Annotated in this window: 27 protein-coding genes; 24 read left to right on the forward strand and 3 right to left on the reverse strand. The window is 66.0% G+C overall.

Annotated features, from left to right (window positions below; translation table 11 throughout):
- Positions 1-549: 549 nt before the first annotated feature.
- The 19 genes from HMPREF3151_RS12265 (at position 550) to HMPREF3151_RS04230 (ending at position 17,442) form a co-directional block, all read left to right on the forward strand.
- Positions 550-882, forward strand: a complete 333-nt coding sequence (locus tag HMPREF3151_RS12265; RefSeq protein WP_210383713.1) for a hypothetical protein — start codon at positions 550-552, stop codon at positions 880-882.
- Complete coding sequence (locus HMPREF3151_RS04145; protein WP_070473772.1) at positions 801-1,475, forward strand: tetratricopeptide repeat protein; 675 nt, start codon at positions 801-803, stop codon at positions 1,473-1,475. The genes HMPREF3151_RS12265 and HMPREF3151_RS04145 overlap by 82 nt, the downstream gene beginning before the upstream one ends.
- Before the next feature lie 4 nt (positions 1,476-1,479).
- Positions 1,480-2,463, forward strand: coding sequence for an HAD-IIA family hydrolase (locus tag HMPREF3151_RS04150; RefSeq protein ID WP_070473774.1), 984 nt, complete (start codon positions 1,480-1,482; stop codon positions 2,461-2,463).
- Positions 2,464-2,468: 5 nt separating this feature from the next.
- On the forward strand, positions 2,469-2,639 hold the full coding sequence (locus tag HMPREF3151_RS12010) for a hypothetical protein (RefSeq protein ID WP_168160598.1): 171 nt from the start codon (positions 2,469-2,471) through the stop codon (positions 2,637-2,639).
- A 35-nt stretch (positions 2,640-2,674) separates the two neighbouring features.
- Entirely contained in the window at positions 2,675-3,499 is an 825-nt protein-coding gene (locus HMPREF3151_RS04160) for a TlyA family RNA methyltransferase (RefSeq protein WP_070473778.1), read from the forward strand.
- A complete protein-coding gene (locus HMPREF3151_RS04165) occupies positions 3,500-4,420 on the forward strand; it encodes an NAD kinase (RefSeq protein WP_070473780.1) in 921 nt (306 codons plus the stop codon).
- A gap of 40 nt (positions 4,421-4,460) precedes the next feature.
- Positions 4,461-6,188 (forward strand): DNA repair protein RecN, encoded by a 1,728-nt coding sequence (gene recN / locus HMPREF3151_RS04170; protein ID WP_070473782.1) that lies wholly within the window; start codon positions 4,461-4,463, stop codon positions 6,186-6,188.
- A gap of 52 nt (positions 6,189-6,240) precedes the next feature.
- Entirely contained in the window at positions 6,241-7,473 is a 1,233-nt protein-coding gene (gene steA, locus HMPREF3151_RS04175) for a putative cytokinetic ring protein SteA (RefSeq protein WP_070474038.1), read from the forward strand.
- A 14-nt stretch (positions 7,474-7,487) separates the two neighbouring features.
- Positions 7,488-8,336: a copper transporter gene (locus tag HMPREF3151_RS04180; protein WP_070473784.1), complete on the forward strand. Its 849-nt coding sequence runs from the start codon at positions 7,488-7,490 to the stop codon at positions 8,334-8,336.
- 19 nt (positions 8,337-8,355) lie between these two features.
- Positions 8,356-9,003, forward strand: a complete 648-nt coding sequence (locus HMPREF3151_RS04185; RefSeq protein WP_070473786.1) for an NUDIX domain-containing protein — start codon at positions 8,356-8,358, stop codon at positions 9,001-9,003.
- 3 nt (positions 9,004-9,006) lie between these two features.
- Positions 9,007-9,927 (forward strand): site-specific tyrosine recombinase XerD, encoded by a 921-nt coding sequence (gene xerD / locus HMPREF3151_RS04190; RefSeq protein WP_070473788.1) that lies wholly within the window; start codon positions 9,007-9,009, stop codon positions 9,925-9,927.
- 45 nt (positions 9,928-9,972) lie between these two features.
- Positions 9,973-11,088 (forward strand): hypothetical protein, encoded by a 1,116-nt coding sequence (locus HMPREF3151_RS04195; protein ID WP_141741314.1) that lies wholly within the window; start codon positions 9,973-9,975, stop codon positions 11,086-11,088.
- 61 nt (positions 11,089-11,149) lie between these two features.
- Positions 11,150-12,019 (forward strand): ParA family protein, encoded by an 870-nt coding sequence (locus HMPREF3151_RS04200; protein WP_070473791.1) that lies wholly within the window; start codon positions 11,150-11,152, stop codon positions 12,017-12,019.
- Positions 12,019-12,840 carry a segregation and condensation protein A gene (locus HMPREF3151_RS04205; protein WP_371441209.1) on the forward strand — a complete coding sequence of 274 codons (822 nt, stop codon included), beginning with the start codon at positions 12,019-12,021 and terminating at the stop codon, positions 12,838-12,840. The genes HMPREF3151_RS04200 and HMPREF3151_RS04205 overlap by 1 nt, the downstream gene beginning before the upstream one ends.
- A 40-nt stretch (positions 12,841-12,880) precedes the next feature.
- Positions 12,881-13,453, forward strand: coding sequence for an SMC-Scp complex subunit ScpB (scpB, locus tag HMPREF3151_RS04210; RefSeq protein WP_070473793.1), 573 nt, complete (start codon positions 12,881-12,883; stop codon positions 13,451-13,453).
- Positions 13,454-13,464: 11 nt separating this feature from the next.
- Positions 13,465-14,394 carry a pseudouridine synthase gene (locus HMPREF3151_RS04215; protein WP_070473795.1) on the forward strand — a complete coding sequence of 310 codons (930 nt, stop codon included), beginning with the start codon at positions 13,465-13,467 and terminating at the stop codon, positions 14,392-14,394.
- A complete protein-coding gene (cmk, locus tag HMPREF3151_RS04220) occupies positions 14,395-15,096 on the forward strand; it encodes a (d)CMP kinase (RefSeq protein ID WP_070473797.1) in 702 nt (233 codons plus the stop codon).
- Positions 15,093-16,724 carry a ribosome biogenesis GTPase Der gene (gene der / locus HMPREF3151_RS04225; RefSeq protein ID WP_070473798.1) on the forward strand — a complete coding sequence of 544 codons (1,632 nt, stop codon included), beginning with the start codon at positions 15,093-15,095 and terminating at the stop codon, positions 16,722-16,724. The genes cmk and der overlap by 4 nt, the downstream gene beginning before the upstream one ends.
- 4 nt (positions 16,725-16,728) lie before the next feature.
- On the forward strand, positions 16,729-17,442 hold the full coding sequence (locus HMPREF3151_RS04230; RefSeq protein ID WP_141741315.1) for a CE1 family esterase: 714 nt from the start codon (positions 16,729-16,731) through the stop codon (positions 17,440-17,442).
- Here HMPREF3151_RS04230 and HMPREF3151_RS04235 read toward each other — a convergent pair.
- Positions 17,439-18,221: a class I SAM-dependent methyltransferase gene (locus HMPREF3151_RS04235; RefSeq protein ID WP_070473802.1), complete on the reverse strand. Its 783-nt coding sequence runs from the start codon at positions 18,219-18,221 to the stop codon at positions 17,439-17,441. The two genes, HMPREF3151_RS04230 and HMPREF3151_RS04235, sit on opposite strands and share 4 nt — an antisense overlap.
- Before the next feature lie 20 nt (positions 18,222-18,241).
- Between HMPREF3151_RS04235 and HMPREF3151_RS04240 the strand changes: the two genes are divergently transcribed.
- The 4 genes from HMPREF3151_RS04240 to HMPREF3151_RS04255 are packed head-to-tail and all read left to right on the forward strand — an operon-like array spanning position 18,242 to position 21,708.
- Positions 18,242-19,183, forward strand: a complete 942-nt coding sequence (locus tag HMPREF3151_RS04240) for a CE1 family esterase (RefSeq protein ID WP_141741316.1) — start codon at positions 18,242-18,244, stop codon at positions 19,181-19,183.
- 48 nt (positions 19,184-19,231) lie between these two features.
- The gene (locus tag HMPREF3151_RS04245; RefSeq protein WP_168160599.1) at positions 19,232-20,197 is read left to right on the forward strand and encodes a diacylglycerol/lipid kinase family protein; all 966 of its coding nucleotides are present in this window, start codon (positions 19,232-19,234) and stop codon (positions 20,195-20,197) included.
- A 37-nt stretch (positions 20,198-20,234) separates the two neighbouring features.
- Positions 20,235-20,771, forward strand: a complete 537-nt coding sequence (locus tag HMPREF3151_RS04250) for a gamma carbonic anhydrase family protein (RefSeq protein ID WP_070474044.1) — start codon at positions 20,235-20,237, stop codon at positions 20,769-20,771.
- Between the two features lie 55 nt (positions 20,772-20,826).
- Positions 20,827-21,708 (forward strand): 3-hydroxyacyl-CoA dehydrogenase, encoded by an 882-nt coding sequence (locus HMPREF3151_RS04255; protein ID WP_070473805.1) that lies wholly within the window; start codon positions 20,827-20,829, stop codon positions 21,706-21,708.
- Here HMPREF3151_RS04255 and HMPREF3151_RS04260 read toward each other — a convergent pair.
- Together HMPREF3151_RS04260 and HMPREF3151_RS04270 are read right to left on the reverse strand one after the other, a co-directional pair.
- Entirely contained in the window at positions 21,705-22,694 is a 990-nt protein-coding gene (locus tag HMPREF3151_RS04260; RefSeq protein WP_070473807.1) for a type II toxin-antitoxin system HipA family toxin, read from the reverse strand. The two genes, HMPREF3151_RS04255 and HMPREF3151_RS04260, sit on opposite strands and share 4 nt — an antisense overlap.
- A 241-nt stretch (positions 22,695-22,935) precedes the next feature.
- Entirely contained in the window at positions 22,936-23,232 is a 297-nt protein-coding gene (locus HMPREF3151_RS04270) for a helix-turn-helix domain-containing protein (RefSeq protein WP_168160601.1), read from the reverse strand.
- Positions 23,233-23,300: 68 nt separating this feature from the next.
- Here HMPREF3151_RS04270 and HMPREF3151_RS04275 point away from each other — a divergent pair, with 68 nt between their 5' ends.
- Positions 23,301-23,660, forward strand: a complete 360-nt coding sequence (locus HMPREF3151_RS04275) for a VOC family protein (RefSeq protein WP_070473811.1) — start codon at positions 23,301-23,303, stop codon at positions 23,658-23,660.
- Positions 23,661-23,678: the final 18 nt, after the last annotated feature.

The following is a 23,678-nucleotide window of genomic DNA, read 5'->3' on the forward strand; positions in this document are numbered from 1 at the left end:
GTGTGTGCCCGCATCGCGGACACCACCACCCACACCAACAATGGGTCCGCACCCAGGGAGTGCAAAACTCGACAACACCACCACCAGCCCCACACACCGACCAGCACAAACACACCCCGGTCCGACGACTTCTACACAACACACCCGCACATACGGAGGAAACAACGGGACTCGGACGCACACCAACTCCGCATTGCGGACAACCAGGCCTGCACCAACAATGGGTCCGCACCCACGAATTGTACGAATCAACACAACATTCCCACCGATGCAAGACCCACCTGGGGAAACGCGAACACGCCGTCGATTCGTGCACAATCGGCACCGAAACAGGGTGGTTGATCGCAGTTCTTCACGCAGTGAGCTCGGGCAGATCGGAGGAAGCTGCAGGTGGCGGGAGCCAGATGTGCCCGAGTGCTTGGCTTTCCTATAATGGTCGAGATTAGAAACGGAGGTCCCCAATGGCAGATGTGGACGAAGGAAAAGCGCAGGAGCGCTCTTCCGGCAATAACGGTCGCAAGGACAACCCGCGCGGGGAGCGCGGTGGCCGTGATGCCCGCAACCGTGATGGTCAGGGCGGGTCTCGCAGAAATGGCGGGGGTCGTGGTGAAGGTCGCGGTTGGGATGGGGGCCGTCGTCGGGGCGAAGGCCGCGGACGAGGTGAGGGCCGGGGCGAGCGCCGAGGAGACGGTCGTCGTGGCGAGGGACGGGCCGGAGGAGACGGTGATCGTCGCCGGGGCCGTGGGGGCGTCCGCCACGACCGGTCTAACCCGCGTCGTGAGGGCTTCCGCGAGGACCGCATGGCGCAAAAGGAGCTGGAGCCAGATCTGCCCCAGGGCCTCGAAATCTCTGACCTGGATCCTTCAGTTCTGCAGGATTTGAAGGTGCTGTCGAAGGATAATGCGGAGCGCGTCGCAAAGCATATGCTCATGGCGACCGACCTGCTGTACGACGACCCGCAGCTGGCACTGCAGCACGCGCGTGCGGCGAAGAACCGCGCTGGCCGTGTGGGTGTCGTGCGCGAGACCAATGGTGTGGTTGCGTACCACGCCGGGGAATGGAAGGAAGCGCTGTCTGAGCTGCGCGCCGCCCGCCGTATCTCCGGCGGGCCGGGCCTGCTGGCTGTGATGGCCGATGCCGAGCGCGGCCTTGGGCGCCCGGAGAAGGCACTGGAGCTTGGCCGTAGTCCAGAGGCGCGTGAGCTTGACGAGGACGGCCAGATTGAGCTGGCGATCGTGCTGGCTGGTGCTCGTCATGATCTTGGCCAGCACGACTCTGCGGTCGCCCAGTTGCAGCGGTTGAACCCGTCGCTGGATTCCCAGGGTCTTGAGCAGGCCCGCCTGAGCTACGCCTACGCGGACGCCCTTTTGGCTACCGGTGAGAAAGCTGAGGCGAAGCGGTGGTTCGAGCACGTGGCCAAGATTGACGTGGACGGCATGACCGACGCGTCCGAGCGTGTGTCGGAGCTGAGCTAGAGCGATGACGCTTGCGGCGAACCATGACGGCTTGCTGCTGGACCTCGACGGCACTGTCTGGTCTGGCGGTGTGGCGATTGAGCACGCTGTCGAGGCAATTCGCGCCTCCGGGCTGCCGGCGATGTACGTGACCAACAACGCCTCGCGTAGCGCCACGGATGTCGCGGAGATGCTTCGCGCCATTGACCTTGATGCGGCGGAGGAGGACGTGCTCACGTCCGCGATGGCGGCGGTGACTATGGCGGAGCGTTACTTGGAGAAGGGGGATGCGGTCTACGTCGTGGGGGCTCCGTCGTTGCGACAGCTCGTCCAGGAGGCCGGCTACTGGGTCGTGGACAGTGCCGACGATGCGCCCAAGGTGGTGCTGCACGGCCACAACCCAGACACCGGGTGGCACGAGCTGTCGGAGGCTGCGCTGAGCTTGCAACGCGGGGCGAAGTACCTGGCCACAAACTTGGACACGTCGTTGCCGATGGAGCGCGGCTTCATGGTGGGCAACGGGTCCATGGTCGCGGCTGTCATCTCGGCGACCGGGGTTGTGCCGGAGGCGGCGGGCAAGCCGGAGCCGGCGATGTTCATCCAGGCGGCGGATTCGCGTGGCATGCACAAGCCGCTCGCCGTGGGCGACAGGCTGGACACGGACATCGCTGGCGGTGTCGCCGCTGGCATGCCCGCGCTGCATGTGCTCACTGGCGTTTCCGGCCCGCGCGCGCTGTTGCAGGCACCGCCGGAGCACCGCCCGACGTATATCGCCGCGGACATGCGCGGGCTCAGCGAGCGGCCAGAAGCACTCGCCCCGGGGGCTCAGGAGGGCTTTGCGGCGCGTATCGACGGCTCCGCCATGGTCCTTTCCGGCGGCAACACTGGCGCCTCGAGCCTGGCCGCCCTTCGCACCGCGCTGGATGTGGCGTGGCAACAGCCAGAGCCGCCGGCCGAGGTGCGCGCTGAGTCCGACGCTGCTGAGGCGGCGCTCGCCGAGTGGTGGTGACCAAGATGAGCCCCGCTCCGATTCCCCGCGACCCACGGGCACCGAAGGTCAGCGCCGACGAGGTCACCGAGCGTGTTGAGACGATTCTCGCGGAGCCGACGGACGGACTCGCGGATGAGGTGGACGCGCTGACTCGAGCGCACGCGGTGCTGCACGAGGCGCTGTCCGACAATTAAGCCCGACAGGTAAGCAACGAAAGGGGGCCGCTACCGTGGCACCGAAACGCACCCGGCTCGACGCGGAGCTGGTCCGCCGCAAGATTGCGCGATCGCGCGAGCAGGCGCAGACCTGGATCAAGGAAGGCCGCGTCCAGGTCGGCGGCTTCACCGCCACCAAGCCGGCGACGGTGGTGGAGCCGGAGGCGTCGATCAAAGTCAACACCGAGGACGTGGACGATTGGGCGTCGCGCGGTGCGCACAAGCTGCTTGGCGCGCTTGAGGTGTTTGGCGGGGGCGGGCTTGTCGTCGAGAAGCGAAAGGCGTTGGACGCTGGTGCCTCCACCGGCGGGTTTACCGATGTGCTGCTCGCGCGCGGCGCGAGCGAGGTCGTCGCAGTGGACGTGGGTTACGGGCAGTTGGTGTGGCGGCTGCAGAACGACGAGCGCGTGCGCGTGCTGGACCGCACCAACATCCGCAACCTCACCCCAGAGATGATGGGCGGGCCGGCGGATCTGATGGTCGGAGACCTGTCGTTTATCTCGCTGAAACTGGTGCTGCCAGCGCTGGTGGAGTGCATGGTCGACGGCGCGGATATGCTCCCCATGGTCAAGCCGCAATTCGAGGTGGGCAAGGACCGCCTCGGCAGCGGCGGCGTGGTGCGCTCCTCAGAGCTGCGCGCGGAGGTCACCCTGGACGTCGCGCGTTTTGCGCAGTCGCTGGGCCTGTCCGTGCGCGGGGCGACGGCGTCCCCGCTGCCGGGGCCGAGCGGCAACGTGGAATACTTCCTGTGGCTGGTCAAAGACGGGGGCGAGCAACAGCTTGACGACGACGCACTGGCCGAGCTGGTCAACCGCGCGATCAAGGAAGGACCGAAGTAGATGGGTGATGCAACACGCCGCGAGATCCTGCTGGTGCCGCACTTGTTCAGGGCCTCCAACATTGATTCGGCAGCCCGGGCGGCGCAGCTTCTGCAGCAGGCGGGCATTGAGGTCCGCTTGCTCGAGCAGGAGCAGATGGACGTTATCGAGACCAACCCGGTGCTGTGTGGACTGACCCGCGCGAAAGCGGACGACACCGCGGCCGCGGGGTGCGAGCTGGTGCTAGTGCTCGGCGGCGACGGGACGTTTCTGCGGGCGGCGAGCTACGCGCGTGCGCAGGACATCCCGGTGCTGGGCATCAATTTGGGCCACGTGGGCTTCCTCGCGGAAGGGGAAGCATCGAGCCTGGAAAAAGTCATCGGCCAGGTGATTGACCGTTCCTACCGCGTGGTTGAGCGCATGACGCTGGACGTGTCCGTCATCGGCGAGGGCGGGGAAGTGCTTGGCCGCAGCTGGGCGCTCAACGAGTGCAGCATTGAAAACTCCGACCGCACCCGCGTGCTGGACGCGACGCTGGAGGTGGACTTCCGCCCTGTGTCCTCTTTCGGCTGCGACGGCGTGCTCATCTCCACCCCGACGGGCTCGACCGCGTACGCGTTTTCGGCCGGCGGGCCAGTGATGTGGCCGCAGCTGGAGGCAATCCTGGTGGTGCCGAACAACGCGCACGCGCTGTTTGCCAAGCCGCTGGTGGTGGCACCGACGTCGACTGTGGCTGTGGAATCGGAGCGGCAGACTACGCAGGCCACTGCGGTGATGGACGGCCAGCGCCGTCTCACGGTGCCGGCTGGCTCGCGCGTGGAAGTGGCGCGAGGCGAGCGCGGGGTGCGCTGGGTACGCTTGGACGGCAGACCGTTCACGGACAGGCTCGTGGATAAGTTCCAGCTCCCGGTTTCCGGGTGGCGCGGCCCGCGCGGGGCGTAAATCTAACAGGCCTTAAAGGCACCGATAGGGAGGCACGTTTTTGCTCGCTGAGATCGCTATCTCCAACCTTGGTGTGATTAGCTACGCCTCGTCTGAGCTGTCGCCGGGGTTGAACGTGCTCACGGGCGAGACGGGCGCGGGTAAGACGATGGTGGTCACGGGCCTGCGCCTGCTCACCGGCGGGCGTGCGGACGCCTCCCGCGTGCGCACCGGCGCTGATGGTGCGGTGGTGGAGGGCGCCTTTGGCACGCAAGGGCTGCCAGAGGAGGTGCGTCAGGCTGTCGACGCCATCGCGTCCGGTGCCGGAGCCGAACCGGACGAAAACGGCGAGTACCTGGTGTCGCGCTCGGTGAAGGCCTCCGGCCGCTCCAGTGCGCACCTCGGTGGCCGTAAGGTGCCTGCGGCGACGCTGAGTGAGCTGGCGGGCCACCTGCTGACCATCCACGGCCAGAACGACCAGCTGCGGCTGATGGCGCCGGAACAGCAGTTGGCCGCGCTCGACCGCTTCGACCCGGCTATCCAGGCCAAGCTGGAGGCGTACCGTGAGGCGTACACCGCTTGGCGTACGGCTGCGAAGGATTTGAAGGAGCGCACCGAAAAGCGCCTGGAGCTGGCGCAAGAGGTGGACCGCCTGCAGTTCGCCATCGACGAGATCGACGCGGTGGCCCCGCAGGCAGGTGAGGACGAGGAGCTGGTGGCCACCATCAACCGTCTCCAGGATGTGGACGCGTTGCGCGAGGCCGCCGAGACCGCGCTTGTGGCTATCGACGGCGCGGACGCCGTCGGCGGTGTCGGCGGGGAAGAAGAGCCCGCCTCCGACCTGATCGGGCGCGCGCAGGCGGCGCTCGACGGCGCCAGCGACCAGGAGCTGCGCGACATGGGAGCCCGGTTGGCCGAGGTCGCCGGCGTGCTTTCAGATGTCTCCGCGGAGCTGGGCAGCTACACCGGCAGCCTGCCGTCCGACCCGGAGGAGCTGGAGCGGCTCCTGCAGCGCCAGCAAGAGATCAAAGGACTGACCCGCAAGTACGCCCCGGACGCGGCCGGTGTGGTGGCGTGGCGGGACAAGGCTGGGGCACGGCTGGCCAAGATTGATACGTCGGAGGGCGCCGTTGAGAAGCTCAAGGCGAAGGTGGCCGAGCTCGAGCAGGCGATGATAAAACGCGCTGCCGCGCTGACGAAGGCGCGCACTAAGGCGGCGGGCAAGCTGGGCGAGGCGGTGACCGAGGAGCTGCACGGACTGGCGATGCCGAAGGCGCAGCTCACCGTTAACGTGACGCAAGCGCAGTTTGGCCGCGACGGGGCTGATGCGGTGGAGATCCTGCTCGCGCCGAATAGCGCGCTCGAGCCGAAGCCGCTGGCCACGAGTGCGTCCGGTGGCGAGCTGTCACGTGTGATGCTCGCGCTCGAGGTGATCCTGTCCGAATCCTCCAGCGGCGCGACGCTGGTGTTCGATGAGGTAGACGCGGGCGTGGGCGGGCGCGCGGCGGTGGAGATCGGCCGGCGCCTCGCACGACTGGCGCGCGGCAACCAGGTCATTGTGGTCACGCACCTCCCGCAGGTCGCGGCCTATGCCGATACGCATCTGCACGTGTCCAAGGACATCGGTGACGTGGCCGTGACCTCCGGTGTTGCGGCGCTGCAACCGGAGGAGCGCATCGAGGAGCTGGCCCGCATGATGGCGGGCATGGACGATTCGGACACCGGCCGCGCCCACGCGGCGGAGCTGTTCGAGCGCGCACAAGGAGAGGTGGCGCAGTTGCGCGGTTAGTTCCCCGCGCGCCTCCCCGGTTCAGGCAGGTCACCGTTGCACAATGGTGCGCATGACTGTTGCACCCTCCACCCAAGACCCCACCAAGGAACCGCCCGCAGCCGAGCTGCGCGGCACCTTGCGCGACTGCACCCCGCAGGGCAAGGGACTGGGCAAGCTCAACGAGGGCGACATCGTGTTCGTGGACGCCCCCGACATGCAGCGCCGTTTAGCGGAGCAGATCATCGCGCGCCGCCCTGCGGCGGTGGTCAACCTCGCGCCGTACTCCACAGGCACGCTGCCCACGTTCGGCCCGCATCTGCTTCTCGACGCTGGCGTTCCGTTGTTCGAGGCAGCAGGCTCAGACCTGCGCAGCAAGATTCGCGACGGCAAGAAGGCCGTGGTCTCGCCGACCGGCCAGATCACCGTGGGGCGCAAGGCCGCGGGCCAGGCGCAGCCGGTGACCCGCACAGAGGTGGACGCCACGTTCGCCCAGGCCCAGCGCGGCCTGGTGGAAAACATGGAGGCCTACTTCGGCAACACCATCGAGTTCATCCACTCGGAGGCGGCGCTGCTTATCGACGGCGTGGGCGCCCCGGAGCTCGGCGACATCATGGCCGACCGCAAGGTGCTGGTGGTTTCGCCGGCTCCCGACACCCGCCAGCGCATGGAAGAGCTGAAGAACTTCATGCAGGAGTACACGCCGGTGGTCATCGGTGTCGGCTCTGCTGCGGACACGCTCGCGTCCATGGGCTACGCGCCGGACGTCATCGTGGGCGACCCGAAGGATGTGGCGTCGGAGAATCTGCGCTCGGACGCGAAGGTCATTTTGCCCGCGGAGCCGGACGGCTACGCGCCCGGTTTAGAGCGCATCCAGGATCTTGGCGTGGGGGCGATGACGTTCCCAGCCGCGACGGATTCGCCGACGGACCTGGCAATTTTGCTTGCTACGTTCCACGACGCCGAGATGATCGTCACCGTCGGCCAGCCCGTGGAGCTGGACCGTATCTTCGCGGATTCGGCGACCACTGCGGGCACTCCCGGCACTGAGCCGGCGGCGTTGCTGGCGCGGCTGAAGGCGGGGCGCAAAATTGTGGATTCCACTGTGATTACCAACCTGTACGCCGTCGAGTCCGGCGCGGGTGTGGCATGGGCGTGGGCGATCCTTGGCGTGCTCGTTGCCGCCGCAGTGGTGATCCTCATCGCCGGTTTGGGCGGCGACGGAAGCTTCGCCGACAACCTCGTAGACACCTGGAACACCATCGCGCTGACCGTGCGCGGCTGGTTCGAAGGCCTGACCAACTAGGAGGGCAGTGGCAGATGGCGAAGACTAAAGGCAGGGTAGGCCTCATTACGGCTGGCCTGGGTTGGGGCGCAGCCCTCGGCATCGCTCTGGGCGCTCTCGTGTTGGCGCCGGCGATGCCCGGCAAGGTGGACCTCGGCTTCTCCCAGTACAAGGCGGACGCTCCCGCGAAGCCGTCTGTGGACGACGCGGACTTTGAAGCCGCAGAGGCCCGCGCGGAGGAAGCGAACGACCTGTTGGCGCAGGAGTCCGGCTCAATCGTCTCGGGCGCGCTGAAAGACGTTCCGGTGACCATCGTGCGCACGGCTGCGGCGAATTCAGAGGATGTGGAGTCCGTGCGGTGGTTGCTCAACGCCGCCGGAGCATCCGATTCCGGCGAGTTGACGTTGACGGAGCGTTTCACCGATCAGGCGGGTGCGGACGAGCTGTCCAGCATCGTCGCTAACACGCTGCCATCGGGGGCGCAGTTGTCGGTGGAGGACCGCTCCCCGGGCCTTCACGCAGGTCAATCGCTTGCGGCGGTGCTTTTCGACGACGGCACGTCCGGCGAATCCAAAACTCTCCCGGAAGACCGAACCCTGGTGCTGGAAACGCTGCAGCAGGCCGGGTTTATCGAGTTCAGCGGTTCCATCGTGCCGGCCGGCGCGGTGGTCATCGTGGACGGGCCGTCGCGCGGCAGCGACTTCGGTGCGAAAGTCGTCGGCGATTTTGCCAAGGCGCTCGGGGCCGAAGGCAAAACAGCGTTGGCGTCCCAGGGCGCTGAGCCCGACGCAATTAGCGGGGTGAAGACTGTCGGCGGCGTGGACTACGAGGCCGGGCGTATCAAGTCCGTGCTCGCGGTGTCCAGTGGTGGCGGCGAGGCCTAAGGCTCGTAGGCTTGGGCCCATGAGCCACGAATTCACTGTCACTGGATCCGAAGTCGTCCTTGACGCGCCGATCATCGCGGTGCGACGCGACCAGGTGGTCATGCCGGGAGGCACCGAGGCCGCCCGCGAGATCGTCGAGCACTTCGGCGCTGTCGCCGTGGTTGCGCTGGACGATCAGGGACGAGTGGCGCTGGTGGAGCAGTACCGTCACAGCGTGGGCGAGCGCCTGCTCGAGCTTCCCGCCGGGCTGTTGGACATGCACGCCGAGGACGAGCTGACCTGCGCAAAGCGTGAGCTGCAGGAAGAGGCAGGCCTGGCTGCCGACGAGTGGGGCGTGTTGGTGGATCTGGTCACCTCCCCGGGGTTCGCGGAGGAGGCGGTGCGGGTGTTTATCGCCCGCGACCTGCACGAAGTGGAACGTCCTGAGGCGGAGAACGAAGAGGCCGACATGGGCTTTTTGTGGGTGGACCTGGAGGAGGCCGCGGATATGGCGCTGCGTGGGAAGGTGGTCAACTCGATTGCGGTGTCCGGCATCCTCGCGGCCGCGCGCCTGGTGGCGCGGGGTGATGCGCCCCGGCCTAGCGACGAGCCGTTCCGCCTGCGCCCGACATCCTTGGCCAACCGCCGCGCGGAGCAGGGCGTCGTGCCCGACATGAAGCGGATCTAACAGGTGGAGGCGGAGGCGCTGGCGCAGCGTTGGCTGACCCATCTTGCCGTCGAGAGGGGAGTCTCACCCCACACGCTGAGCAACTACACCCGGGACGTGAACCGCTACACCGCGTGGCTGGCAGCGGCGGGCAAGACGGATTTGAAGCAGGTCACCGCCACCGACATCGAGGCGTACGTGGCGGACCTGCGCCGCGGCGTGGACGGGGCGAAGCCCCTGGCCGCGTCCTCAGCTGGGCGCGCGCTCACCGTCGCGCGCGGCCTGCACAAGTTCGGGGTGGAAGAAGGCGAGCTGCCTGCGGATGCGGCCGCGGAGGTCTCGCCGCCGCAGACCGGCGAGCGGCTGCCGGACACCTTGAGCATCGAGGAGGTGGCCAAGCTTCTCGACGCCTGCCCGACCGAGACCCCCTCCGGCCTGCGCGACAAAGCGCTGCTGGAAACGCTCTACGCCACCGGCGCCCGCGTCTCCGAGGTGCTGGGTTTGAGTGTCGACGACGCGAACGCCGCCCTGGACGGCGAGTACGGCGGAGTGCTGGCGGTAACTGGCAAGGGCAACAAACAACGTCTGGTGCCGCTGGGGTCCAAGGCACAAGAGGCGCTGGAGGCGTACTTGGTGCGCGGCCGCCCGGCGTTCGCCAACGGGACGTCTCACGCGCTGCTGCTGAACAAGCGCGGCGGGGCGCTGTCCCGCCAAAGCGCGTGGAACGCGATCAAGGCTGCAGCGGCCCGGGCGGGGATTGACAAGGACATCTCGCCGCACACCCTGCGGCACTCGTTTGCCACGCACCTGCTGGAAGGCGGGGCGGACGTGCGAAGCGTCCAGGAACTCCTCGGGCACGCCTCAGTGACCACAACGCAGATTTACACCCACATCACAGCCGATAACCTGCGCGAAGTTTGGCGCAGTACGCACCCGCGTGCGTAAACTCGGCTGCTTGATTGACGTACGCAATTAACGGGAGAACTATCCATGCGACCCGCATCCTCTACACCCCACAGCACGCGCCGCGCTGCGCTGCTCGCCGTGCCCGCCGCGCTGCTTCTCGCAATTCCGACCGTTCCGGTGGCTGACGCACAGCTTCCGGAAGGTATGAGCCCGGAGGAGGTGCAGTCCATGATCCCCGGCGAGATCTCCGTGCCCGCCGGTGAGAGCACGACAGTGGACGTGGGTGTTCCGGTGGACGTGAATTATTCCTCGGGCGGATGGACGGTGACCTCGTCGGGTACATCGGTGACCGTCAGCGCACCGGATCAGCCGGGGGCCACCGCAGCAGTGTCGGCCAGCGCCGGCGGTTACTCGGCGACGGTGAACCTCGTCGCCGTCGGTGATGGCTCCGCGGATGTCGGCGGGGACTCCGGCGAGTCCGCGCAATCCGGCAACTCTGGCAGGGGAGCAGGTGGTGCCGCTGTCGGCGGCGGGGATGCGAATGGTGCAACGGACGGTGGCTCGGACGCCCCCGGAGGTGCAGGTGCAGCCGGCAGCTCTGGTGGCGCCGGCGGGGAAGGCTCCAACAACCAGAGCGGCGAGGCTGGCAGCGCCCCGGCCGCGTCGCACCCGTCGCGCTCAAAGGCAGAGCCGGCTGACGATGCAGCTGCGACGAAGCTCTACTTCGACGGTGAGATCCAGGACAACACAATCGTGGTGAAGGTGCCGCTGAGCCGCGTCAAGGACCTGATGAAATACGCCAGCTACGACACCGAAGGTGCCACGCTGCGCTACCTGGATGTCAATGGTCAGGTCATCGAGGGCGTGGAGCGCCAGATCGATAAAGCCAGCCGCACGATCACTCTGACCTACCCGGAGGGTGAGACTCCGGATAACCCGTTCATCATGGAAATGGTCCGTGACGGCAAGGCGGATTTCGTCGCGGTGATCACCTCAACCAACGCGCCGGTGGAGCAGGCCGGCGACAGCAACGCAGACAACCAGTACGGCAACTACGCGAACCAGGATGGTCAAGGTCGTGGGGTTGACGGGAGTTCGTCGATAAGCGATGTGCTGCCGCTTGCAATCGCAGGAGCTGCATTGCTGGCTGCGATCGCGCTGCTGATCGTGTTCCTGCGCCGGAGGCGCGCGCAGGCGTAATGACAACGTTGTAAGATGGCGGAAGTCAAGGGTTTGGACGTGATTGAGGGAAGGACCGGCCATGGCGGACGAGGCGCTGTTTGACGCTGCGGACCAGAAGACGTTTCTGACCGGGCGGCCGTGGCGCGAGTTCGCCCAGCCGAAGGAGCTGGACAAGCACGGGCCCGCCACGGTGATCTCCATGGTCAACCAGAAAGGTGGCGTGGGCAAGACCACCTCCACCATCAACCTTGGCGCCTGCCTGGCAGAACAGGGGCGCAAGGTGCTGCTGGTGGATCTGGACCCGCAGGGCGCGCTTTCCGCAGGCCTGGGTGTGTCCTACGAGGAGGACCAGGTCACCGTCTACGACCTGCTGTTCGACAACACGGCCAGCATCCACGCCGCGATCAACACGACAAACGTCTCGGGGCTGGACGTGGTTCCCGCCAACATCGACCTATCGGCGGCGGAGATCCAGCTTGTCAACGAGGTCGGTCGCGAACACACCCTTGCCCGCGCGCTGCGTCCGGTGCGCAACGAGTACGACTTCATCATCCTGGACTGCGGGCCTTCCCTCGGACTGCTCACTGTCAACGCGCTGGCCTGCTCGCACGGCGTGATCATCCCGATGGAGTGCGAGTACTTCTCTCTGCGCGGCCTGGCGCTGCTCACAGACACTGTGGAGAAGGTGCGCGACCGCATCAACTTCGACCTGGACATCGTGGGCATCCTGGTGACGATGTTCGACCGCCGCACCACCCACGCCCGCGAAGTGATGGACCGAGTGGTGGAGGTCTTCGGCGAGCGCGTATTCGACACGGTGATCACCCGCACGGTCCGTTTCCCGGAGACGTCCGTGGCCGGCGAGCCGATTATCACCTGGGCGCCGAACTCGCAGGGCGCGGACCAGTACCGCAATCTGGCGCTTGAGGTGCTGGAGCGCACCAGCTAGTGGTGTCGGCCGCGCCCGAGCAGTATCCCCAGCCGGAGATCATCGGTTTCACCCTGGCTCTGCAGAACTTCGAGGGGCCGTTCGACCTACTGCTCACGCTGATCCAGTCGAAGAAGCTGGACGTGACAGAGGTGGCGTTGGCGGAGGTAACCGACGAGTTCATCGCCTACACGCGTGCATTGGGGGAGACCGAGGCTTTGGATGAGGTCACCGAGTTTCTCGTGGTGGCGGCCACCCTGCTGGACCTGAAAACTGCGCGCCTGCTGCCGGGCAACGACGGCGATAGCATCGAGGACCTCGAGTTACTGGAGGCGCGGGACCTGTTGTTCGCCCGCCTGCTGCAGTACCGCGCCTACCAGCGTGTGGCGGACCAGTTTGCGGAGTGGCAGAAGCATGCGCTGCGGCGTTATCCGCGCGCGGTGTCCATGGAGCCGCGGTTTGTGGACCTGCTACCACCGGTGGATCTGGGACATACCCCGGCTAGCTTTGCCGAGCTGGCGGCTAGCGTGTTCCGCCCCCGACCGCCGGAGGAGGTGCGCACCGATCACCTGCACGCGCAGGCGGTGTCCGTGCCGGAGCAAGCCGGCAAGATCCTGGACACGCTGAAGCTCGCCGGCACCGGGTCGTGGCTGACGTTCGCGGCGCTCACGCGCGACTGCACCCGCTCCATGGAAGTGGTAGGCCGCTTCCTGGCGCTGTTGGAACTGTACAAGGCCAAGGCCGTGGAAACCGAACAGCCAGAAGCACTCGGACGGCTGGACGTGTCATGGACCGGGCTCGAGGTGGACCCGGCGGTGGTCGCCGCCTCGAACTGGACGTAAGCGCCGGACCGGCACGCGGCACCCGATACACTGCCGAAGCATGGATAGCTTGCCCATGGTCTCCCAGCTGCGCTCGCGCATCGAGTCGGTGCTGCTGGTTATCGACGCGCCCGTCGCCGTGGAAGAACTGGCAAGTGCGCTCGGCGCGACCAGCGAAGAGGTGTCCGACCAGCTACGCGAGTTTGCCCGGGAGCTGGACGAACGCGGCTCCGGCATCGACCTGCGCGAAACGGCGGAGGGCTGGCGCCTGTACACCCGCACCGAAAACGCCGACGCGGTGGAGGCGTTCCTTCTGGACGGCACGCAGAAGAAGCTCTCACGCGCGGCGATGGAAACACTCGCAGTGGTGGCCTACCGCCAGCCGGTCACCCGCGCGCAGGTCGCGGGCGTGCGCGGAGTCAACGTCGACGGCGTGATGCGCACGCTCGCGCTTCGCGGTCTCATTGCGGAGGTGGACCCGGGCGAGGCCGGGGAAGACGTGCCTGATCATGGCGCGCACCGCTACGTCACCACCGAGCTGTTTTTGGAGCTGTTAGGCATCGATTCTCTCGAGCGGCTGCCGGAGCTTGCGCCGCTGCTTCCGGACGTCGATTCCATCGAGGATGCCTGGTAGAATCCCGGGGCATGACACCACCCGCTCGCCGAGATGGCACACCGGATAAGCGTGGGAAGGACGATACGTTCTACATCTCCTACGCCAAGCCGGCTAAGAAACAGAATGTCCGCCTGAACAAGAGGCGCCAAAACGCCGCGAAGAATCAACCGAACCCGCTGGACGATAACTGGTGGGACGACGACCCGGCCGCAGCGAAGGCGGCGTCTGAGGGCGTTCGACTGCAGAAGGTGCTCGCGCAAGCGGGCGTAGCTTCCCGTCGTCACGCGGAGGCGATGATCGAGCAAGGCCGCGTCGAGGTCAACGGCGAGATCGTGATGCGCCAGGGCATGCGTGTGAACCCGAACGTGGACATCATCCGCGTCGACGGCGCACGCATCAACGTCAACGAGGAGCACGAGTACTTCGTCTTCAACAAGCCGCGCGGCGTGCACTCGACCATGAAGGACGAAATGGACCGCATTTCCGTGGGTTCCTACCTGGCGGAGCGCACCGCGTCCGGCCAGCGTCTCTTCCACGTCGGCCGCCTGGACGCGGACACCGAGGGCCTGCTGCTGCTCACCAACGACGGCGAGATGGCCAACCGCCTGACCCACCCGAAGTACGAAGTGTCCAAGACCTACTTGGCCACGGTGCTCGGTGAGGCCAATAATGCTGTGGTCAAGCAGCTCAAAGAGGGCATCGAGCTTGACGACGGCCCCGCGAAGGTCGATTTCGCGCAAGTAGTGGACGTGCACAACGGCCAGTCCATCATCCGCGTGGAGCTGCACGAGGGCCGCAAGCACATCGTGCGCCGCATGCTGAAGCAGGCCGGGTACCCGGTGCAACGCCTGGTGCGCACGAAGTTCCACACGGTCCAGCTCGGCGACATGAAGCCGGGTTCTATGCGCGCGCTGAACTCCTCCGAGCTGGCGTCGCTGTACAAGGCGGTGGGGATGTAAATGGCTGACACACTGTCCAACATGGAAAACGGCGGGCTCATTGTGGCTGTGGACGGGCCTTCGGGCACCGGTAAATCCACCATGTGCCGCGCGTTGGCGAAGCGCCTGGACGCAAAATACGTGGACACCGGTGCGATGTACCGCGTGGCCACGCTGGCTGTGCTGCGCGCGGGCGTGGACCCGGCGGACACGGCGAAGGTGATCGAGGCGACCGCGGACCTGCCGCTTGAGGTCTCCGACGACCCGGATTCCACCGACGTGCTTTTCGCCGGCGAGGACGTCAAGGGTGAAATCCGCGGTGCCGAGGTGACCAAGCACGTCTCTGCCGTTTCCGCCATCCCCGAGGTGCGCGTGAACTTGGTGGAGCTGCAGCGCAAGCTCGCCCGCGAGGCCGGGCGCGCGATCGTGGAAGGCCGCGACATCGGCACGGTCGTGCTGCCGGACGCACCCGCGAAGGTGTTCATGACCGCAAGCGCCGAGGTGCGAGCGAAGCGCCGTTACGACCAGGACGTCGCGGCGGGGCGCGAGGCGGACTTTGACGTGGTGCTTGCGGACGTGCAGCGCCGCGACGAAGCAGATTCCTCCCGCGCGACCAGCCCGCTCAAGCCCGCCGACGACGCGGTGCTGGTGGACACCTCCCAGATGACGCCGGACGAGGTCCTGGCGGCACTGACTGAGGTCGTGGAAAGGAGCGCGCGATGAGCGAGCGCAACAACAACGGTGAGCACCTCGAGCCGGAAACGCAGTTCATCCAACCCGGCACCGACCGGTCCGGCTACACCGACATGGATGCCTACGTGGTCGGCGCTGATAGCGCCGAGTACTACGAGAACAAGGACTTTAACGCCGAAGAAGACCTGCAGGGCTTTGAAGAGGCCGGCATCGACGAGTCCGAGTTCGGTGAGGCCGACTTCGGCGAGGGCTACGACTCCGATGACGAGCTGACCGAAGAGGAGTGGGCTGAGGTCGAGGCCGAGTACGGCATTGCCCAGCCCGACGTGGTCACCGAGGCGTTACCGACGGTGTCCATCGTGGGTCGCCCGAACGTGGGCAAGTCCTCCCTGGTGAACCGCTTCATCGGACGCCGCGAGGCAGTGGTGGAGGACCACCCGGGTGTCACGCGCGACCGCGTGAGTTACATCACGGACTGGGGCGGGCGCCGATTCTGGGTGCAGGACACCGGCGGCTGGGACCCGGACGCGAAGGGCATCCACGCAGCGATTGCCCGCCAGGCGGAAGCCGCGATGGCCACCTCCGACGTGATCGTCATGGTCGTGGACGCCAAGACTGCGGTGACAGAGACGGACGCGGTGATGGCCCGCAACCTGCAGCGCTCCGAGGTTCCCGTGATCCTGGTGGCGAACAAGTTCGAGTCCGACAGCCAGTGGGGCGACGTGGCCGAGTTCTACGCGCTCGGCCTTGGCGACCCGTGGCCGGTTTCTGCACTGCACGGCCGCGGCGGCGCGGATGTGCTCGACGAGATCTTGCGACTGTTCCCAGACGAGCCGCGCGTGAAGGAATCCATCACCGGCGGCCCACGCCGCGTGGCGCTGGTGGGCCGGCCGAACGTGGGCAAGTCCAGCCTGCTGAACAAGCTGACCAGGTCCGACCGCTCGGTGGTGGACAACGTTGCTGGCACCACCGTGGACCCGGTGGATGAGCTCGTGCAGCTGGATGAGGACCTGTGGACCTTCATCGACACCGCTGGCCTGCGCAAGAAGGTGAAGAACGCCCAGGGCCACGAGTATTACGCGTCGCTGCGCACCCGCGGCACCATCGAGGCCGCCGAGGTGTGCGTCGTGCTCATCGACGCCTCGGAGGAGATCTCCGAGCAGGACCAGCGCGTGATCTCCATGGTGCTGGAAGCAGGTAAGGCGATGGTCATCTGCTTTAACAAGTGGGACCTGATGGACGAGGACCGCCGTTACGACTTCGACCGCGAATTCGACGAGACGATGGGCCAGCTCAAGTGGGTGACCAAGCTGAACATCTCCGCCGACACCGGCCGCGGGCTGCACCGCCTTGAGCCGGCGATGAAGGAGGCGTTGGAGAACTGGGATAAGCGCATCTCCACCGGCCAGCTGAACAACTGGCTGCGCGAGGCGATCGCGGCGAACCCGCCGCCGATGAAGAACAACCGTCTGCCCAAGCTGCTGTTCGCCACCATGGCCAGCACTCGTCCGCCGACAATCGTGCTGTTCACCACCGGCTTCCTCGACGCCGGCTACCGCCGCTACCTGGAGCGCAAGTTCCGCGAGCAGTTCGGCTACCACGGCACCCCGGTGCGCATCGCGGTGCGCGTGCGCGAGCGCCGCGGCAGGAAGGGCTAGGCCTTTGCGGCAGCGCACAGTGGAAATCGGTGGCGTTCAGCGCGCCTACCACGTCTGCGTACCTGCAGGTCACACTGGCGCGCTGCCGGTGATCGTCGCGCTGCATGGTAAGGGCGACAACGGCCGCGACTTCCTTGCCGGCACCGGCTTGCACCGGGCGCGCGCCATCGTCGCCGCGCCCACGGGTGCGGGCCTTGCCTGGTCGCCCGCGCCGTACGCGCGCACCACGTTCGAGGAGGATGCGGCGTTTGTGCGTGCGCTTATCGACGACCTCCGGTCCACCTTCGCCACCACCAACACCTACCTGGCAGGTTTTTCCAACGGCGGGGGACTGGCAGTGCACCTGAGCCTGAGCGGCCTCGAGCTCGCAGGCGTGGCCACCGTCGCCGCCGCGGTGCGAGCCACCCCGGACGATCTCACAGCAGCGAAACAGCCCCTGGATTACCTGAACATCCACGGCACCTTCGATGACGTGGTGCCGTTTGCCGGCGAGCAGCGCTCCCCGTACAGCGGGGCTCAGGACGATACCACCTATGGCGCACCAGACGTGGTGGCGGCGTTTGAGCGTCGCAACGGCGACCGCGCCCGTGCCACGCTGACCGCGGTGGAGGGGATGGGCCACGAATGGCCCACCGGACCGTGGGCTGCCCGGCGCGGCGTGGACGCCACTGAAGCGATCCTGGAGTTCTTCGGGGTCGAGCACAACCCCGCCGACTAGGCGCGCTCGTAGACGAACGCGTCGGTGCGGTACGGCAGCGGGATCGTGTCGCCGGGGTCGAAGCCGAGACGCTCGAAGAGGTACCAGCTCAGATTCGCCTCCATCTTGGCGCGGGTGCGTTCGTTCGCTTTCAGCCAGTAGGAGCGGGTTGCCATGAGCTCGAAGCAGTCCTCCACAGCGATCGGGTGCAGCCACTCTTGGCGCAACTCGTTCTGCAGCAGCCAGGGGGCGGCGACCTCCGGGTAGAAGCCCTCGCGCTGCACATCGCCGGAGTGCATGATGCGGCTGAGTCTGAGCACCCAGGGGTGGCGCACGGCCAGCGTGTTCCAGCACAGCACGAGGCGGCCGCCGGGACGGATCACGCGGTCCGCTTCTCGGCTTGCGGCGGGCACATCCACCCAGTGCCAGGTCTGCGCGCACGTCAGCGCATCGACGGAGTCGTCTGCGAGTCCGGTCGCTTCGGCGGTGGCGCGCCACACGGGCACCTCGGGCAGCACTGTGTGGAAAACCCGGGTCATGTCGCCGCTGGGGTCGCAGGCGAGCACGGAACGTGAATCGTCGCAAAGCAATTGTGTGAACTTACCGGTGCCTGCACCGACGTCGCAGACGGTGCCGGGGCCGACCAGCTCGCTGAGCGCGGCGGGGTAGGTGGGGCGGGCGGCGTCGTAGCGGGTTGCGTCGCGGTCAAATGCCTCGGCTGCGCCGCTGCGGTGCGCGGAGTCCCTGAACCTCGGTCCAGCTTTCTTGCTGGGTCCTGGCTGTGTTCCGCTCGCGTGCACAATGGTCTAATCTACCTTGCGTGTTTTACCGCCCAGTGATCCGCGCCGCGGCCGCAATCAGCTTGGCCGCAACCTGCTTGAGCGTCGCAGGGTGCGCGGGTGACACGGCGCGGCTGCGCACCGCGATCACCACGCAGCCGGACGCGCCCGAGGACATCGTCCGGGAGGTGGAGCCGTGGTCGGATCCGGCGATTGAGCGCAGGCAGATGACCTCTGCCGGGCTGAAACGCGACTACATCCTGTCGGTGCCGAGGGGCGCGAAGCAGCGCGACCGGCTGCCACTGATCCTGGTGTTCCACGGCTACAAGGAGGACGCGGAACGGCTCAGGAAACACTCGCAGCTGGATAAAGCGGACGCCGTGGTCGCGTTCATGAACGGCGTCGGCGAAGCCTGGGCGCCTGCCCCGTACGCGGAGACGACAGGGGAGCAGGACCTCGCGTTCGTGGACGATGTGCTCGATCAGCTGGAGGGGGAATTCTCCATCGACCGCACCCGGATCTTCGCCGCAGGGTTTTCCAACGGCGGCGGATTCGCGGCGTTCGTGGGCTGCCAGCGCCCGCAGGAGTTCAGCGGCGTGGCCACCGTGGCCGGCGCGTTTTACCAGCGCGTCGCGGAAGGGTGCTCCAGCATCCCCATGAAGCACGTCGACTTCCACGGCACCGCGGATCCGATCATCTCCTACGACGGCGGCGAGCGGCACGAGACGGTGTACAACTCCACACCCGAGATGCTCGAGGAAGCCGCGGTGCGCAACCACTGCGCGGGACGCAGGGAAGACGTCGAGTTGTCGCATACGGTGACGAAGCTGAGTTGGGACGACTGCGACGCCGCGCTGTCGCACTACCGCATCGAGGGCGGGCCGCACGTGTGGCCCGGCGGCACCTCCGACAACACAGGCCTGGTGTCGAAAGGGTTTGCCACCCGCACGCTGCTGGAGTTCCTTGGCGTCGGCATGTCCTAGCCGCGCGGTGCGACGCGGTACGGGCCTGGCACGGCTACCATGAGGCGCGTGAATGTCGCGTCTAGTCCCCGGGTGACGGTGGTGTACAACCCCGTGAAAGTCCACCTGGAACGCCTGCGCCGCGCCGTGGAGCGCTACGCCTGGGAGGGCACGGACATCGAGTGGGCGGCAACGACCACCGAAGGGCCCGGGTTTTCCCAGGCTGTCCGCGCGCTCGAGCAGGGCGCGGACTTGATCATCGCCGCCGGCGGCGACGGCACGGTGCGCATGGTCGCGCTGGCCGTGTCCGGTTCGAAGACACCTATGGCGATTGTGCCGGCGGGCACCGGCAACATGCTCGCGCGCAACCTCGGCGTGCCGCTGTTACTGGAATCGGCGGTGCACCGTGCGTTTGCGGGCACCGACCGGCTCATCGACCTCTGCCGCGCCGAGATGGTCTACCCCGACGGCCGCACTGAGCACTCCGGCTTCGCGGTCATGGCCGGCGTCGGCGTGGATGCGGGCATGATCCACCGCACCCGCGACAGCCTCAAAGCCGCGGTTGGACCGCTCGCGTACGTGCCGGCCGTGTTCCAATCGCTCGGCGGCGGCAACAGCGTGGACGTGGGCATCACGCTTGATAGCGACCCATCGGTGACCACCTCGTTGCACACCTGCATCGTCGGCAACTGCAGCGACCTGGTGGGCGGGATCCCGCTGTTGCCGGACGCGCAGCCTGACGACGGGGTACTCGACGCCGTGGTGCTGCGCGCCGAGGACGTCACCGACTGGGCGGGCATCGGCGGCAAGCTCGCGCTGGACACCGTGCGCGGCGGCATCAATGCGCTGCTGCCCAGCGAGGTGCAGCCGCGCCCGCCGGCGTCCCTACCGCCGACTATGGAGTACCTCGAGGGCCGCCGCATCACGCTTGAGTTCGCCGAACCCGAGCAGCTTGAGCTCGACGGAGACGCCGCTGGCGCCGTCAGCGCCGTGACCTTCGACGTCATGCCGGGCACCCTGCGGGTGGTGTGCTGAGCACCCGGCTTGCTGCGTCGCAGGCACAATGGTGTGCATGATCTACAGCTTTGAAGGCGCAACCCCGCAGATCCACCCCTCGGCGTTTATCTCCGACGAGGCCACCATCATCGGCAACGTGACCATCGGCGAGGACGCGAACATCTGGCCCGGCGTGGTCATCCGCGGCGACGTGGGCGCAATCCGCATCGGCAACCGTGTCAATGTCCAGGACGGCTCGGTGCTGCACGTGGATACAGACGGGGAGACGGTGCTGGAAGACGACGTGACCATCGGCCACCTCGCCATGGTGCACGGCTGCCACATAGAGCCCGGCTGCCTGATCGGCATGAGCGCGACCGTGTTGTCGCGCTCGCGCGTGGGCAAAGGCAGCATCGTCGGCGGCGGGGCAGTGGTGCTCGAAGGCCAAGAGCTGCCGGAGTTCTCTCTGGCGGCCGGCGTGCCCGCCAAAGTGAAGCGCACGCTCGAGCCGGACACCTTCGAGGCCAGGTTGCGCCACGCGGCGTACTACGTGGAGCTGGGCCGGCGGGCGGCGACCGGTTTGGTGCCGGTGGAGCGAGACTCGCTCACGTAAAAGTTCACAGTGAAATCGTCGTCAAAGTCACGCAATGAGGCGTAATGTGACGAGTATGACATTCAATAACGTAACAGTACTTGGTGCAGGTGTCCTGGGCGCGCAGATCGCTTTTTGCTCCGCGTTCGCGGGTAAGAAGGTTGTGTCCTACGACATCAACGAGGAGGCCCTCGCGGCCGGCAAGAAGCGTTTCGACGCTATCGGCGAACAGATGAAGACGGAGCTCGAATCCGCCAACGACGAGACCGTCGCGGCAGCGCACGCGAACCTAACGCAGACTTCGGACCTGAAAGAAGCGGTAGCGAACGCGGACCTAGTTATCGAGGCGATCCCGGAGAACCTCGAGCTGAAGCGCAAGGTCTGGGCTGAGGTGGGGGAGTACGCCCCGGATACCGCGGTGTTCGCCACCAACACCTCCACGCTCATGCCGAGCAAGTTCGCAGACGCGACGGGCACGCCGGAGCGCTTCTTGGCGCTGCACTTTGCCAACCACATCTGGATCCAGAACACCGCCGAGATCATGCCGCACGAGGGCACTGACCCGAAGTATGTGGACCAGCTTGTGGAGTTTGCGGAGCAGATCAACATGGTGCCGGTCCCGCTCAAGCGCGAGCAGCCCGGCTACGTGCTGAACACCCTGCTGGTGCCGCTGCTCAGTGCCGGCATGTACCTGCTGCACCACGACATCGCTGACCCCGTCGACATCGACCGCGACTGGTGCAACTCCACCGGGTCCCCGCGCGGGCCGATTGAGATCATGGACCTCGTCGGCGTGCGCACCTTGGTCGCCGTGATCGAGTCCAACGACAACGCCCCGCAGTGGCAGAAGGACTTCGTTGAGACGACGCTGAAGCCGATGGTCGCAGAAGGTAGGACCGGCCTGGAAGCTGGGCAGGGCTTCTACACCTACGACGCGAACGGCAAGATCGTGTCCTAAGCGCGGCGCTCGCGGATAAGCTGTTGAGCTCGCTGCAGATGCTCTCCGTCAAAACCAGGCGCAACCTGTTTGTCCTCGGCGACGGCGATTTGGTTTCTGCGTGCGAGCTCTTTCCATTGCTTCACTGCGTCGACTGCGCGGCTGAGTCGCTCGATGGCTTGAGCGTCATTGAGACCAAACCAGCCCGCGGCACCCATGAGTGTGTCTACTGAATCGTCGCCGACAACGTCCACAGAAGTGGCAAAATTGGTTTTGGTGGTGGCGGGCGTGATATCGAAAACGGGGGAGAGCCGCCACGCGCCATCTACGCGAATGAATCCGTGGTTTCGCAGGTGGTTATCGGTGTTGCCCACCAGCAAGTTGATCGCTGACCTGCTGAAAAGCTCAGCCGCGGAATCGCCATTGATGCTCAGCAGCCGAAGCTCCTCAGCGATCTCGACCATGGATGCACGGTCGCCGTCCGTACGATTGAGCAGAGTCATTGCGGACATGTAGGGGATACGGGCTTCGCTTCCATCCTCACCGTAGGCTCGGTCGAACCTTTCCAGAAGCAATACGGACCGTCCGTTAACCTCCAAAAGTCTCGAACTCGGTGTGGAGATGCCCGCAAGTTCTGCGATATCCAAATAAACCTTTTCCCAGGCAACCGCGTCGATAGTGTCTGCGGATGAGGAGAACTTCGCCATCATCAGTTTGCCTTCGTCATCAATGACTGTGGCTTTCGGGCGGGCGCCACCCAGAGAGGATCCGGCAACGGCGATGCGTCTCAGGACATCCACTGCATCATCGCCCTCCTCAACGGCGCGCGAGGCACGCTCAATGCCAGCTAGGTTCACAAGTTTGGGCACCCGGCTGCTCGGCGATTGGGTCACCCCGTTCACTTCGAAACGCAACGCTCCTAGGCGAAGACGATCATCAACACCGAGGAGGTAGTCGACTTCTGTCGGCTGTTCACCCCGCCGCGCAAACTGCTTTTGAATGAGCATTCGCCCCAGCGATCCGGAGCAGAATCAGAAAAAGCGGTGGGCAGATGCCCGCGATCAGAGACGAGAGGTTGCTTTCCGCCTTGAAGGGGATGCGCAGGGCTGATCGCGTACGCGCCTGGAAGTTGTATCCACTCCTTTTCATACTCGAGCGTCCCACCGTGCTGGTGCGGAAAATAGGTTGCGACAGAGAGCTTGCGGTCTTCGACCTCCGTCCAGATGCGTATAGACGTGGGTGCCATCGCTAAATCATCTGCTCAATCAAAGCCCGACCGCGATCGTGCTCCATCGGATCAACCGCGTCTCTCACCCGGTCAAGCAGTTGAAACGCACGGCACACCCGGAGGAAGTTTTCCAGTGTTGCGCCGTGGCCTTGCTCTAAGCGGCGCAACGTGGACACACTCACGTCAGCGCGGTACGCAGCCTGCTCGATCGTGAGACGGTTGAGGCGGCGCCAGCGCTGCAGATCTTCGCCGATCTCTATGAGCCCACCTTCGACCGCGCGGGGGGTTCGGCGGCTACCCATTTGTGACGTACTCATGCCCATATTCTTTCATATTCGAGTAGTCTGTGGGATTACAGTTCATTCAGAAGGAGAAAGGTGCCCAAATGAACCGCGAAATCGTCTTCATCGTTTACGTGACCGACATTGATAGATCGGTCGAGTTCTACTCAGACCTCCTGGAGCTGGAAACCGACTTTGTTTCACCCCGCTATGTGACGTTCGCTTTGGCGGACGGTGTGGCTCTCGCACTGTGGACTGGGAACTCCGAAGTGCTCGCAGACGCTCCCGCACGCACCACCGAAGTGTGTCTCAACGTCAACGGGGAAGAAGTCATGGACGTGTTCCAGGCCTGGACTGGCAAGGGGGTCGACGTCATCAAAGAACCCCACCAGGACGTCTTCGGAACGACGTTCGTGATTGCCGATCCCGACGGGAACCAGATCCGAGTGGCACCTATCGACTAGCAACGTCGCCGAAAGAGA

The organism is Corynebacterium sp. HMSC05H05 (genome assembly GCF_001807265.1).
Lineage (GTDB): Bacteria > Actinomycetota > Actinomycetes > Mycobacteriales > Mycobacteriaceae > Corynebacterium.